At 73.7% G+C, this 12,512-nt stretch carries 12 protein-coding genes; 6 read left to right on the top strand and 6 right to left on the bottom strand.

The annotated features are described in order from the left end of the window. Positions 1 to 9: 9 nt before the first annotated feature. Positions 10 to 636, bottom strand: coding sequence for a TetR/AcrR family transcriptional regulator (locus ABD832_RS19420; protein WP_344897135.1), 627 nt, complete (start codon positions 634 to 636; stop codon positions 10 to 12). After that, complete coding sequence (locus ABD832_RS19425; RefSeq protein ID WP_344897138.1) at positions 633 to 1,064, bottom strand: hypothetical protein; 432 nt, start codon at positions 1,062 to 1,064, stop codon at positions 633 to 635. The genes ABD832_RS19420 and ABD832_RS19425 overlap by 4 nt, the downstream gene beginning before the upstream one ends. A 286-nt stretch (positions 1,065 to 1,350) precedes the next feature. Between ABD832_RS19425 and ABD832_RS19430 the strand changes: the two genes are divergently transcribed. Continuing rightward, positions 1,351 to 1,965 (top strand): mycothiol-dependent nitroreductase Rv2466c family protein, encoded by a 615-nt coding sequence (locus ABD832_RS19430; RefSeq protein ID WP_344897140.1) that lies wholly within the window; start codon positions 1,351 to 1,353, stop codon positions 1,963 to 1,965. A 154-nt stretch (positions 1,966 to 2,119) separates the two neighbouring features. Next, positions 2,120 to 2,950, top strand: coding sequence for a putative protein N(5)-glutamine methyltransferase (locus ABD832_RS19435; protein WP_344897143.1), 831 nt, complete (start codon positions 2,120 to 2,122; stop codon positions 2,948 to 2,950). Here ABD832_RS19435 and ABD832_RS19440 read toward each other — a convergent pair. Beyond that, entirely contained in the window at positions 2,919 to 3,392 is a 474-nt protein-coding gene (locus ABD832_RS19440; protein WP_344897146.1) for a pyridoxamine 5'-phosphate oxidase family protein, read from the bottom strand. The genes ABD832_RS19435 and ABD832_RS19440 overlap by 32 nt on opposite strands. A gap of 308 nt (positions 3,393 to 3,700) precedes the next feature. Between ABD832_RS19440 and ABD832_RS19445 the strand changes: the two genes are divergently transcribed. Beyond that, entirely contained in the window at positions 3,701 to 4,411 is a 711-nt protein-coding gene (locus ABD832_RS19445; protein WP_344897149.1) for a CBS domain-containing protein, read from the top strand. Between the two features lie 49 nt (positions 4,412 to 4,460). Beyond that, positions 4,461 to 6,170, top strand: a complete 1,710-nt coding sequence (locus ABD832_RS19450) for a sensor histidine kinase (RefSeq protein ID WP_344897152.1) — start codon at positions 4,461 to 4,463, stop codon at positions 6,168 to 6,170. 43 nt (positions 6,171 to 6,213) lie between these two features. Here the strand turns inward: ABD832_RS19450 and ABD832_RS19455 are convergent, their stop codons facing one another. Then, a complete protein-coding gene (locus ABD832_RS19455) occupies positions 6,214 to 7,542 on the bottom strand; it encodes a TetR/AcrR family transcriptional regulator (RefSeq protein ID WP_344897155.1) in 1,329 nt (442 codons plus the stop codon). Between the two features lie 100 nt (positions 7,543 to 7,642). Here ABD832_RS19455 and ABD832_RS19460 point away from each other — a divergent pair, with 100 nt between their 5' ends. Together ABD832_RS19460 and clpX are read left to right on the top strand one after the other, a co-directional pair. Beyond that, on the top strand, positions 7,643 to 8,911 hold the full coding sequence (locus ABD832_RS19460; protein ID WP_344897158.1) for a cytochrome P450 family protein: 1,269 nt from the start codon (positions 7,643 to 7,645) through the stop codon (positions 8,909 to 8,911). A 103-nt stretch (positions 8,912 to 9,014) separates the two neighbouring features. Continuing rightward, positions 9,015 to 10,301 (top strand): ATP-dependent Clp protease ATP-binding subunit ClpX, encoded by a 1,287-nt coding sequence (gene clpX / locus ABD832_RS19465; protein WP_344897161.1) that lies wholly within the window; start codon positions 9,015 to 9,017, stop codon positions 10,299 to 10,301. An 89-nt stretch (positions 10,302 to 10,390) separates the two neighbouring features. On the opposite strand, the gene ABD832_RS19470 is transcribed toward clpX, so the two are convergent. Together ABD832_RS19470 and nhaA are read right to left on the bottom strand one after the other, a co-directional pair. Further along, entirely contained in the window at positions 10,391 to 11,032 is a 642-nt protein-coding gene (locus ABD832_RS19470; RefSeq protein ID WP_344897164.1) for a response regulator transcription factor, read from the bottom strand. Between the two features lie 112 nt (positions 11,033 to 11,144). Beyond that, positions 11,145 to 12,485, bottom strand: coding sequence for a Na+/H+ antiporter NhaA (gene nhaA, locus ABD832_RS19475; protein WP_344897167.1), 1,341 nt, complete (start codon positions 12,483 to 12,485; stop codon positions 11,145 to 11,147). Positions 12,486 to 12,512 lie beyond the last annotated feature (27 nt).

The raw sequence follows: 12,512 nt of genomic DNA on the forward strand, positions 1-12,512 counted from the left end.
CGCGGTCCGCTACGGGGTGAGCCGCCGCTCGAACCCGGAGACCATCGCGAGCAGGCCGGTGTCGAACCAGTGGTCGTAGAAGGCGGTCGCGTCCGGCCCCGCCTCCGGGCCCGATCCCGGGGACGTCCCCGGAGGCGTGCCGACCTGGGCCAGAGCGTGACCGAGGACGTACACACCGACGGACTGAACGCAGATCAGCGCGTCCTGCCGGTCGATGCCGGAGGCGTCGAAACGGTCCAGCAGACCTGCCAGCAGGGCCGTGCCGGTGTCGGTGTCGACGGGATGGGTGGCCAGGAGGGGCACGGCGTGCGGATGGGCGAGCAGCATGCCCCGGTAGGCGACGGCGAAGCGGGACAGCGCCTCGTCCCAGGTGTCCGCGGGGTCGAGCTCGACCACGGCCTCGGCGAACAGGTGGTCGACGACCGCGGCCAGCAGGGCGCCGCGGTCGGCGACGTGCCGGTACAGGGACATCGCCGCGACGCCGAGCCGGGAGCCGAGGCGGCGCATGGTCAGGGCGTCGAGCCCCTCGGCGTCCAGCACCTCGACGGCCGCGGTGACGATGCGCCCGAGGGTCAGCACGGCCGGCCGGCCACCGCGCCCGGCTTCACGGCGCGGACGCGGGGCCGGCTGGGTCATGCGCCCAGGGTAGCGGTGAGCGTGGTGGCCAGCATCACCAGGGAGAGCACCCCCACCACCAGGTGCTGGACGTCGATGACGACGTCACGGCCCTCGGTGGGCAGGACCTTCAGGGTGCGGGAGTGATCGCGCCGGTAGATCTCCCGCTGGGCCGCGGAGGCGGTGCCGAAGTAGGGCAGCCACCAGCTGCGGACGTGACCGGCCACGATCAGGCAGCACAGGACGGTGGCCGCGACCAGCGACCAGCTCCGGTGCAGGGCGATCCCCGCGGCGATGAGCAGCGGGAACGGGTAGTTGACGGACGCCGCCAGCGCGCGCCCGCGGACGTTGCCGGGGGAGAGGTCGTTCAGGGGGAACAGGGGGACCCAGTCGGTCAGGACCAGCCAGCCCAGCCAGACGAACGGAACGATGATCGCAACAGTGGTCACGGTGCCTCTCCCAGTTTGATTACGACGTAAGCTTACGTCGTAATCAAACTGGGGACAACGGCCGGGCATCGCGGTGGCGCGGCGGCACGCGCCTTGGCCGCGGGCTCCGTACACTGCGCCAGGACGGGGGCGACCCAGGCGCCGCCCCGCCCCCGCCCGGCCCGCCTCTCGCGGAACAGCGCGGAACAGCGCGGAACAGCGCGGGGCCGCGCGGGGCCGCGCGAAAGCGTGCGGAGCGGTGCGTGAGGCGGCCATGGCGCCGGTGACGACGAGCGGAGAGCGTGCGATGACGGACAAGGCGATCGCGGACTTCTGGTTCGACCCCTCCTGCCCCTACACCTGGATCACCTCCCGGTGGCTGCTGGAGGCGCGGAAGGTCCGTCCCGTCGAGGTGCGCTGGCACCTGATGAGCCTGTCGGTGCTCAACGAGGGCCGCGACGACGACCCCGAAGGGGACACCGAGGGATACCTGTGGGTGCCGGTGCGGGTCTGCGCCGCCGTGCTGGAGCGGTACGGGCAGGAGGCCCTCGCGCGGTTCTACACCGCGATGTGGACCGCCGGGCGCGGGCGCGGGCAGCAGTGGCCCGACTCCCTGCACGACGCGCTGACCGCCGCGGACCTGCCGCCCGACCTGGCCGAGGCCGGTGCGTCGACCGTCCACGACGAGGCGATACGCGCCTCGCACGCCGAGGGCATCGGCCTGATCGGCGAGCACGTGGGCACGCCGGTGGTGGCGGTCACCGGCACGGACGGGGAGCGCGTCGTGTTCTTCGGTCCCGTGCTCTCACAGGTCCCCACGGGGGAGCAGGCCGGTCGGCTGTGGGACGGGACGCTGCTGGTGGCCGGGACCCCGGCCTTCCACGAGCTCAAGGGCTCACCGCACGCCACTCCCCGGCTCTGACCCGGATCCGGTAGTGTTGCCCCGTCCGCAGGACCTACCGAGGAGGTGAGACCCATTACCGCTGTATCAGGTCGGGTGCTCCCTTCCCGCATCCGCGCGGTCCGTCCGGCATAGGAGACCGAGGGAGCCCCGCGGGCTTCCCGAAAGGTTCTCCATGTCGCTTCTTCCCTCGCTCCTGTCCCTGCCCGTCGTCGTCTCCAGGCTCCGTGCCGCCGGCTGTGTCTTCGCCGAGGAGGAGGCGGAGCTGCTGATGTCCACCGCGCGCACGCCCGCCGATCTCGCCGGGATGGTGGAGCGGCGGGCCGAGGGCCGGCCTCTGGAACACGTCCTGGGCTGGGCGGAGTTCTGCGGCACGCGGATGGCGGTGGATCCGGGGGTGTTCGTGCCGCGCCGCCGCACCGAGTTCCTGGTGCACCGGGCCGTCGCCCTGGCCCGTCGTGCCCTTCCCGCCCGTCCCGGCCGTCCGGCACGGCCGTGGGTGGTCGTCGATCTGTGCTGCGGCTCCGGCGCGGTGGGCGCCGCGCTGGCCGCGGCCCTGGGCGGGGTCGAGCTGTACGCGGTGGACATCGACCCCGCCGCGGTGCGGTGCGCTCGCCGCAACGTGGGCGACGGCGGGCAGGTCCACGAGGGCGACCTGTACGAGCCGCTGCCCGCGGCGCTGCGCGGCCGGGTCGATCTTCTGGTGGCCAACGCGCCCTACGTGCCCACCGAGGCCATCGGGTCGCTGCCCGCCGAGGCCCGGGTGCACGAGCCGCTGGTGGCGCTCGACGGCGGCGAGGACGGTGTCGAGGTCCAGCGGAGGGTGACCGCCGGGGCGCCGCTCTGGCTGGCGCCGGACGGTCACCTGCTGGTCGAGACGAGCGAGCGGCAGGCGCCGCGGACCGTGGCGGCCTTCGCCCGGAACGGGCTTGAGGCGAAGGTGGCCCGTTCCGAGGAGCTGGACGCCACCGTCGTCATCGGCCGCCGTGGACCCGGCGGCCGGTGATCTCGTCGGCGGAGATCCGGACGTAGAGCGTCCGGTCCCCGCCGGCCCAGGGCTGCACGCCGGTGGCCTGCGCCGCGGCCAGCTCCTCGGGGTCGGAGACGTGGTGCACGCCACCGCGTACCAGCACGCTCCACCCCTCGCTGGCGGCGGCGTCGAGCTGGTCGACCTCAAAGGCGATCTTGAACTCGACGCCCTCCACGCCGGTCCGCAGGCCCGCGTCGAAGGGGCCGCCCACGGCGGTGCGGAAGATCACCGTTCCCTCGTGCAGCACGTAGTTGACCGGGAGGATCACCGGCCCGCCCTGATCGTCGAAGGCGACCCGGCCCACCCCGCCCGGGGCGATCAGCCGCAGGCACTCCTGCCGGTCGAGCGTCTCCAGTGCGCCGGGAACGCCCCCGTGCCCGTCGCCGGCCGCACCCTGCTCGCCCATACGCTCCTCCACGGTCGATCCCCTTCACTCTGGCCTCGCGAGGGAGACGTCCCCTCAGGGGAAACGTTACCGCCGGGCACGACCGGCCGAGCCGGGGGCGACGGGGACACGGCGGGGACACGGCGGGGACACGACGGCGGCACAGTGGCGGCGGGCGGCGGCACGGTGAGGGGCGTGGCGAGGGCGCTACGGGGGCGTGGCGGGGGGTCGATACGGGGTGTCGGTACGGGGGGCGAACGTCCCATCGTCCAGGGACCTTCGACGATGACGCCGGCCCGGTCGCCGGGACCACACTGGGGGACGAGAAGGGGAGGTCGACGATGACGATTCAGGTGAAGGACATCATGGGCAGGGTGGCCATCGCGGTCGGACGGGACGCCTCGTTCGCCGACCTGGTCACCACGATGCGGCGTTTCAAGGTCGGCGCGGTCACCGTGATCGACGCCGACCGACGGCCGGTGGGCCTGGTCTCGGAGGACGATCTCCTGATCAGGGAGACGGCCGGGCAGGACGCGGGCGGTGTGCCCTTCGAGTGCGGCTTCTCCGGCGTTCTCCTCGGCGGGCTCGGCCATCGTCAGGAGCGCCGTCAGGAGCGCCGCAAGGCCACGGGCACCGTCGCGGGTGAGATCATGACCAGCCCCGCGATCACGGTGACGACGGCGACCCCGGCGCGGGAGGCGGCCCGGCTCATGCACACGCACCGGATCAAGCAGCTCCCGGTGATCGACGCCGTGACGGGCAGGATCGCCGGGACCGTCCACCAGCGGGATCTGCTGAAGGTCTTCCTGCGCCCGGAGGAGGACGTCCGCCGCGACGTCGAGCTGAGCCTGCGGCGTCTGCGTCTTCCCGGCGGGCAGGTCACCGTCGCGGTGGAGGCGGGCGTCGTGACGCTGGGGGGCGAGGTCGCCCGCCGCTCGCAGGTCGCGCCGCTGCTGGAGGCCGTCCGCGAGATCGACGGGGTGGTGGACGTCAGGGGCGCCCCGGCCTTCCGGTCCGACGACCTGGCCCGTGTCCCGGCACCGTACCTGTGAACCCCGGACGAGGTGGGCCGCGGCGCCACCGGATGCCACACTTCCCCCTATGACGGAAAAGGAGCCACGTTCCCTGATCCCGAACATGCGGTTGGACGAGCTGCTGGCCGAGCTGCAGGGGCGTCTGGAGGCGGTTCTGGCCACCCGGGACCGGGTGCACGCGCTGCTGGAGGCGGTCGTCTCGGTGGGCAGCGACCTCGACCTGGAGGTGGTGCTGCGCCGCATCGTGGAGACGGCCACCAGACTGGTCGACGCCACCTACGGAGCCCTGGGCGTGGTCGGGCAGGAGAGCACGCTGGTGCAGTTCGTCCCGGTGGGCCTGGACGAGGGGGAGATCGCCCGGATCGAGCACTGGCCGCACGGGCTGGGCCTGCTCGGACTGCTTATCAAGGAACCGCAGACCCTGCGGCTGGCGCACATCACCGACCACCCGGCCTCCTACGGGTTCCCGCCCGGCCACCCGCCCATGGGGTCCTTCCTGGGGGTGCCGATCCGGGTGCGCGACGAGGTGTTCGGCAACCTGTACCTCACCGAGAAGCGCGGCGGCGGGGAGTTCGACGAGGAGGACGAGGCGATCGTGTCCGCGCTGGCCGGCGCGGCGGGCGTGGCCATCGAGAACGCGCGGCTGTACGAGGAGACCCGGCGGCGGGAGATGTGGCTGCAGGCCTCGGCCGAGGTCACGACCGGCCTGCTGTCGGGGGCCGAGCCGCACGAGGTGCTGACCCTGATGGCGAACCGGGCACGGGGCCTGGCCGGCGCCGACATCGCGATGATCATGCTCCCGGACCGGGGCCGGAAGATCCTGCGGGTGGTGATCGCCGACGGCCTGGAGGCCGAGGAGGTCGAGGAGGCCGGCGGGACCGAGGTGGACGTGGAGGGCTCGCTGGCCGGGCGGGCCCTGTCGAGCGGGGAACCCCTCATGGTCAGCGCCCTGTCCGAGGCGGGCCTGCCGGACGCGCTGGCCGGCCGCCTGTCGGTGGGACCGGTGGCCGCGGTGCCGCTGGGGGCCGCCGGGGCGGTACGCGGGGTGCTGACGCTGGGCAAGCGCCCGGGGCGTATCCCGTTCAACCCCACCGAGCTGCGCACCCTGCACTCCTTCGCCGGTCAGGCGGCGATCGCGCTGGAGCTGGCCGAGGCCCGCCAGGACGCCGAGCGGCTGGGGCTGCTGGAGGACCGCGACCGGATCGCCAAGGACCTGCACGACGTGGTCATCCAGCGCCTGTTCGCGGTGGCCATGACCTTGATGAGCATCGTGCGGTTCGTCGAGCACCCCGAGGCGTCCGACCGTCTGCAGCACGGGATCAACGAGCTGGACGAGACGATCCGGCAGATCCGCTCGACCATCTTCGCCCTGCAGACCCCCCGCCAGGCCGCCGATCCGAGCCTGCGCGCGCGGATCGTGGAGCTGGTGGAGGGTGCGCGCGGGCACCTGGGCTTCATGCCGGGCCTGCGGATGGAGGGCCAGCTCGACAACAAGGTCCCCGAACCGGTCGCCGGGCACCTGCTGGCCGTGCTGCGCGAGGCGCTGTCCAACATCGTGCGCCACGCCAGGGCGAGCCGGGCCGACGTCTTCACCGAGGCCGCCGGCGACACCCTCACCCTCACCGTCACCGACGACGGGGTCGGCCTGCCCGGCGAGGGCAAGCGCAGCGGCCTGCGCAACATGACCGACCGGGCCACGGCGCTGGGAGGCTCCTTCGAGGCGGGCGCGTCCGCGACCGGCGGGACCCGGCTGGTCTGGCGCGTACCGCTGCGCTGAGAACGTGCCCCCTCCGGGACGGCCCCCGGCACGGCCCCGCGGGTCAGCCGCGGTGCCCCGCCCGCCCCGGGGGGAGCGGGCCGTCCGACGCGACCCGGCCGGGCGGGACCGCCCCGGTGCCGGTGGTCACATCGGGATCGGTACCGGTGGCCGCGTCGGTGGCGGTGCCGGTGGTGGTGCCGCCGGTACGGGTGCCCGCAGTGCCCACGGTGCCCACGGTGCCCACGGTGCCCACGGTGCCCACGGTGCCCACGGTGCCCACGGTGCCCACGGTGCCCACGGTGCCCACGGTGCCCGCAGTGCCCACGGTGGCCGAGGCGACCCTGTGGCACGCTCCGCGGCCGTCGGCGCGCAGCACGATCCGGCCGTCCTCGACGCGTACCGCGGACTCGGTCCCCTCGCCGGCGGAGGGCAGGCCGGCCGCGGCGGCGATCGCGCCCGACCCGTCGAGGACCACCCGCAGCCGCGGCCAGGCCGGACGCGGGAACGCCTGGCGCAGGCAGCCGCAGAGGTCGGCGACGGCCAGCCGGGCCAGCGGGGCCAGCTCGTCGGAACCGCCGGTGACCACGACGACGGTGATCGCGACCCCCGGCGGCGCGGCCCGTACGGCCTCCTCGACGGCCTCCAGCCGGTGCAGGCCGAGGATCGCCACCACGCCGTCGGCGGCGAGCGGCGCGGGCTCGCCGCGTACCGCGTCCGTCGCCTCGGGCGGTGACCAGGGCTCGTCGGCCGGTCGCGCCCGGGTGTTCCACGGGGTGGCGAACCGGCGGTCGCCGAGATCGAGTTCCGTCAGGTGCTCGCAGGCGCTGACGATGTTGAACGGCTCGGTGAAGCCGGGCGCGGCGGCGGCCATCAGGCTCGCCCCGTGCAGGGTGGTCAGCGCGGCCTCGGCCATCCACACCAGCCCTCCACCGGACGGAGCGGACGGGCGCAGCCCCTCCAGGGCCAGCCCGAGCAGGATCGCGTCGAGTTTCATCAACTGCGCGAACGACAGCCGGAGCCGCTCGTCGGCGAGGATCTCGGGCATCACGTCCATGCCGAGCCGGGCGGGACCGCGGGGCTCGTCGGTGGTGAGGGGGAGCCGGGCCAGCCAGGCGCGGGCCAGCGCGCCGAGGGCCTCGCGGGGGGTGAGGCCGGGTTCCTGGTGCGGCGGCTCGGGGCCGCGTTCGGCCAGGTCGGCCAGGACCGTGAAGTACAGCGCCCGCTTGCCGGAGAAGTTCGAGTAGACCGCGCCCCGGGTGAGCTCGGCGCGCTCGGCGATGCCGTCGATCTTGGCGTCCCGGAAGCCGCGCTCGGCGAACTCCTCCCTGGCCGCGGCCAGCACCCTGGCGCGGTTGTGCTCCTGCGACTGTGCCCTGCTGAGCCGGCCCATCGCCCTCCCGCCTCACGTTGCCGCCGATTCCGATCCAAGATACCGTCACCACTCAGATGATGAGATCATATGATGTGACCATCCGAAATCGGGAGGACGTATGACCGCAGCCGACCGGCACGTGGACCAGGCCCCGGAGGGCGTGGGGATCCCAGAGGTCCCAGAGGTCCCGGAGATCCCGGAGATCCCGGAGATCCTGCTCACCGACCCGGAGGTGATGCGCGACCCCTTCGCCGTCTACGGCCGGGCGCGCGAGCGGTCACCGCTGGCGCGGCTGTCGGCACCGGGCTTCGGTCCCATGCTGGCCGTCACCCGCCACGAGGACGCCAGGACGATGCTGAGCGACCCGCGGTTCGTGATCACCGCCGGCAGCTTCATGCGGCCCGACGTCCCCGAGGACTGCGTGCCCTACATGCGGACCATGAGCGAGATGGACGGGACCGAGCACGCCCGGCTGCGCAGGCTGGTCTCGCCCGCGTTCACCGCGCGCCGCGCCGAGCGGTTCCGGCCGAGGATCGAGCCGCTCGTCGCCCGGCTGCTCGACGCCCTGCCGGGACACGCCGAGAACGGCACGGTGGACCTGCTGCCGCACTTCGCCAGGCCGCTGCCGATGGACGTGATCTGCGAGCTGGTGGGCATCCCCGAGTCCGACCGCCCGCGCTGGCGCGAGTACGGCCTCACCGTGGCGTCGGTCATGGGCCCCGAGTTCACCGCGGCCGTTCCCGGCATCATCGAGGGCGCCAAGGCCGCGGTCGCCCGGCGGCGCGAGGAGCCCGGCGACGACCTGCTCTCCGACCTCGTCCGCGCCCAGGCCGAGGACGGCGACCGGCTCGACGACGTCGAGCTCGTCACCCTGGTCTGGCACCTCGTCCTGGCCGGGCAGACACCCGCCAACCTCATCGCCAACGCGGTGGAGTTCCTGCTCTCCCACCCCGGACAGCTCGCCGCGCTCCGCGAGGACCCCTCGCTGATGCCCCGCGCCGTCGACGAGCTGACCCGCTGGTGCGGGCCGGTGCTGCTGTCGATCCCCCGCTACGCCACCGAGGACGTCGAGCTCTTCGGCACGCCGGTGCGCAGGGGCGAGCCCGTCACCGCCGTCGTCGCCGCCGCCAACCGCGACCCGCGCGCGTTCGACGGCCCCGACCGGTTCGACCTCACCAGGCCCGCCGGAACGCCGGGCCACCTCGGGTTCGCCCACGGCCCGCACTTCTGCCTGGGGGCCTCGCTGGCCCGGGTGCAGACCGAGGTCGCGATCACCGAGCTGCTGCGCCGCTTCCCGGACCTGGCAGCCGTCCCGCCCGGGGAGGGGGCCGGGCGCGCCCTCGACCCGGGGACCTGGCGCCTGGTCTCGCTTCCCGTGACCCTCTGACACCGCCGGACGGCCCCCGTGCCACCGGGCCGTTCCCGGTGACGTGGGGGCCCGGCCCCTTTTTCCGGTTCTCCGGAGCGCGAACATCGAGGAGACGCTTTCCATGGCACGCATCGGTGACCGAGGCGCCCTGCCGAGGTGCACGTTCTGCGGCAAGAGCAACAGGCAGGTCGCACGGCTGATCGCGGGCCCGGCCGGTGTCCACATCTGCGACGAGTGCATCGCGGTGTGCACCGAGCTCATGGAGGAGGACCGCGAGGACGTCCCGACGGCCGGGCCGTCGCGGGTGCCGGCGCCCCGGGAGATCGACGACTTCCTCGGCCGGTACGTGGTCGGCCAGCAGGACGCCCGCAGGACGCTCGCGGTGGCCGTCCACAACCACTACAAGCGGCTGCGGTCGGCGGCGGCGGGGGACGGCAGGGACGGCCCGGTCGAGATCGGGAAGTCCAACGTCCTGATGATCGGCCCGACCGGCTCCGGCAAGACCCACCTGGCCCGCACGCTCGCCCGGACGCTGGACGTCCCGTTCGCGATCGCCGACGCCACCGCGCTCACCGAGGCCGGGTACGTCGGTGAGGACGTGGAGAACATCCTGCTCGGCCTGATCCGGGCCGCCGACGGCGACGTCGCCAGGGCCGGGACCGGCATCGTCTACATCGACGAGATCGACAAGATCGCCCGCAGGAGCGAGAACCCGTCCATCACCCGGGACGTCTCCGGGGAGGGCGTGCAGCAGGCCCTGCTCAAGATCCTGGAAGGCACCGTCGCGAACGTGCCCCCCGACGGGGGACGCAAGCACCCCCAGCAGGAGTTCCTCCGGATCGACACCACCGGGGTGCTCTTCGTCTGCGGGGGCGCCTTCGACGGCCTGGAACGGATCGTCGAACGGCGGACCGAGCGCTCGGGCAGCGGGTTCGGCGCCACGATCCGCACCCGCCGGGAACGCGAGGAACAGGACCCGCTCGCCGGGGTCATGCCCCAGGACCTGCTGGAGTTCGGGCTGATCCCGGAGCTGGTCGGCCGCCTCCCGGTGATCTCGACCCTGCGGGCCCCGGACCGGGCGGCGCTGACGCGGATCCTCACCGAGCCGCGCGACGCACCGGTCGAGCAGTACCGCAGGCTCTTCGCGATGGACGGCGTGGAGCTGGAGTTCACCGAGGAGGCCATCGCCGCGATCGCCGACCAGGCGCTGCTGCGCCGCACCGGCGCCCGCGCGGTCCGCGCGATCCTGGAGGAGGTCCTGCTCGACGTGATGTACGAGGTGCCGGGCCGCGACGACGTGGCCCGGGTCGTGGTCGGCCGCGACACCGTCCTGGACAGGGTCAACCCGACCCTGGTGCCGCGCGAGCGGCGCGACGACGACCGGGAGCGGCGCGAGAGGTCGGCCTGAACGGCCGTCACGACCGCGGGTGCCACGAGGGCCCGGCCATGATCACCGGCGCCGAGGCGCCCCCGCCCGGGGCACCGGCCGGTCCCGGCTCAGCCCCTGCCGTCGCTCTTCAGCCGCGCCGCCATGGCCGCCACCTGGGTGCGGCGCTGCATGTTGAGCTTGGCCAGCAGGTTGGAGACGTAGTTCTTGACCGTCTTCTCGGCCAGGAACATCCGCTCGCCGATCTGCCGGTTGGTCAGGCCCTCGCCGATCAGCTCCAGGATGTGGCGCTCCTGGTCCGACAGGGCCGCCAGCGGATCCTCCTTGCGCGACCTGTCCCGCAGCCGCGACAGCATGGAGGCGGTGGTCTGCGGGTCCAGCAGCGACTGCCCGGCGGCCACCGTACGGACCGCGCCCACCAGGTCCGAGCCGTGGATCTGCTTGAGCACGTACCCCGACGCCCCGGCCATGACCGCCTCGAACAACGCGTCGTCGTCGGCGTACGAGGTCAGCATCAGGCACGCCAGCCCCGGCAGCCGCGAGCGGACCTCACGGCACACGTCCACCCCGCTGCCGTCGGGCAGGCGCACGTCCAGCACGGCCACGTCGGGCTTGAGGGCCGGGATGCGGGCGATGGCGGACTCGGCGGTGCCGGCCTCGCCGATCACCTCGATGTCGTCCTCGGAGCCCAGCAGCGCGGCCACACCCCGCCGCACCACCTCGTGATCGTCCACCAGGAAAACGCGAATCATGTCTCGAACGCTAGCCGCTCGGCGGACGGGCCGCATAGAGGCCAAGGTCCCCGCCGCCCCGTCAGTGCTCGCGCGTGCCCGCGCGTCGTTCCCGTCACGGGCGGTCGTTCCGTCACGGGGTGTCCTGTGGCCGCTCCCGGCCGGAGGGGGTGGTCTGGTAGAGGTCGGGGATGCCGTCGTGGTCGTCGTCGGCCGCCTCGGCCTCGCTGATGCGCCGGTAGACGCGGTTGCGCAGGCGCAGGATCACCGCCGCCAGCAGCGCGGCGGTCAGCGAGCCCACCAGGACCGCGACCTTGACGTGATCGTCGCGCTCGCTGCCGATCCCGAAGGCCAGTTCCCCGATGAGCAACGAGACCGTGAAACCGATGCCGGCCAGGATCGCCAGCCCGGCCACGTCCACCCAGGACAGGCCCTCGTCCAGGTGCGCGCGGGTGAAGCGGGCCACCAGCCAGGTCGCGGCCATGATCCCGACGGGCTTGCCGACCACGAGCCCGGCGACGATGCCCACCGAGATCGGGTCGGTCAGGGCGGTGACCAGGCCGCTCAGGCCGCCGAGGGCGACCCCGGCCGACAGGAACGCGAAGACCGGCACGGCCACGGCGGCCGAGAGCGGCCGCAGCCGGTGCTCGAAGTGCTCGGCCAGGCCGGGACCGGCCTCGGGCCCGCCCGCCTGCTCGCTGCGCAGGACCGGGACCGTGAAGGCCAGCAGCACGCCCGCGACGGTGGCGTGCACCCCCGAGGCGTGCACCAGCGCCCAGGTCGCCGCGGCCAGCGGCAGCAGCAGCCACCAGCTGCGCACCCGGCGCTGGACCAGCACCGCGAACACCGCCAGCGGCACCAGCGCGCCCAGCAGCGGCAGGATCGACAGCTGCGCGGTGTAGAAGACGGCGATGATGACGATGGCCGCCAGGTCGTCGACCACGGCCAGAGTGAGCAGGAAGGTGCGCAGCGCCGAGGGCAGGTGGCGGCCGATGACCGCCAGCACGGCCAGGGCGAACGCGATGTCGGTGGCCGTGGGGATCGCCCAGCCCCGCCCCGCGCCGTCCCCGGCGTTCAGCGTGACCAGCAGGTACAGCACGGCCGGGACGATCACACCGCCGAGCGCGGCCGCCACCGGCACCGCGGCCCGCCGCACCTGACGCAGGTCACCGGCGACGAACTCGCGCTTGAGCTCCAGGCCCGCCACGAAGAAGAAGATCGCCAGCAGGCCGTCGGCGGCCCAGGTGGCCAGGGTCAGGTCCAGGTGCAGGACGTGCGGGCCGACCGTGACCTCGCGCAGGGTCTGGTACCCGTCCGCCCAGGGGGAGTTGGCCCAGATCATCGCCGCCACCGTGGCCACCAGCAGCAACGCCCCGCCGACGGTCTCCCTGCGGAGGATGGCGGTGATACGGCTGGTCTCGGCCCACGAACCGCGGCTGAACAGGCTGGACATGCCGGACAGGGGACTGGACATCGGGCTCCGTTTCGGGTCGGGTCGGAG

The organism is Streptosporangium longisporum (assembly GCF_039534895.1).
In the GTDB taxonomy this organism is placed as follows: domain Bacteria; phylum Actinomycetota; class Actinomycetes; order Streptosporangiales; family Streptosporangiaceae; genus Streptosporangium; species Streptosporangium longisporum.

Bases quoted from the DNA above. Each gene is read 5' to 3' on its own strand.
- ABD832_RS19420 (WP_344897135.1), bottom strand. From the start codon at position 636: ATGACCCAGCCGGCCCCGCGTCCGCGCCGTGAAGCCGGGCGCGGTGGC.
- ABD832_RS19430 (WP_344897140.1), top strand. From the start codon at position 1,351: ATGACGGACAAGGCGATCGCGGACTTCTGGTTCGACCCCTCCTGCCCC.
- ABD832_RS19435 (WP_344897143.1), top strand. From the start codon at position 2,120: ATGTCGCTTCTTCCCTCGCTCCTGTCCCTGCCCGTCGTCGTCTCCAGG.
- ABD832_RS19445 (WP_344897149.1), top strand. From the start codon at position 3,701: ATGACGATTCAGGTGAAGGACATCATGGGCAGGGTGGCCATCGCGGTC.
- ABD832_RS19450 (WP_344897152.1), top strand. From the start codon at position 4,461: ATGACGGAAAAGGAGCCACGTTCCCTGATCCCGAACATGCGGTTGGAC.
- ABD832_RS19455 (WP_344897155.1), bottom strand. From the start codon at position 7,542: ATGGGCCGGCTCAGCAGGGCACAGTCGCAGGAGCACAACCGCGCCAGG.
- ABD832_RS19460 (WP_344897158.1), top strand. From the start codon at position 7,643: ATGACCGCAGCCGACCGGCACGTGGACCAGGCCCCGGAGGGCGTGGGG.
- clpX (WP_344897161.1), top strand. From the start codon at position 9,015: ATGGCACGCATCGGTGACCGAGGCGCCCTGCCGAGGTGCACGTTCTGC.
- ABD832_RS19470 (WP_344897164.1), bottom strand. From the start codon at position 11,032: ATGATTCGCGTTTTCCTGGTGGACGATCACGAGGTGGTGCGGCGGGGT.
- nhaA (WP_344897167.1), bottom strand. From the start codon at position 12,485: ATGTCCAGTCCCCTGTCCGGCATGTCCAGCCTGTTCAGCCGCGGTTCG.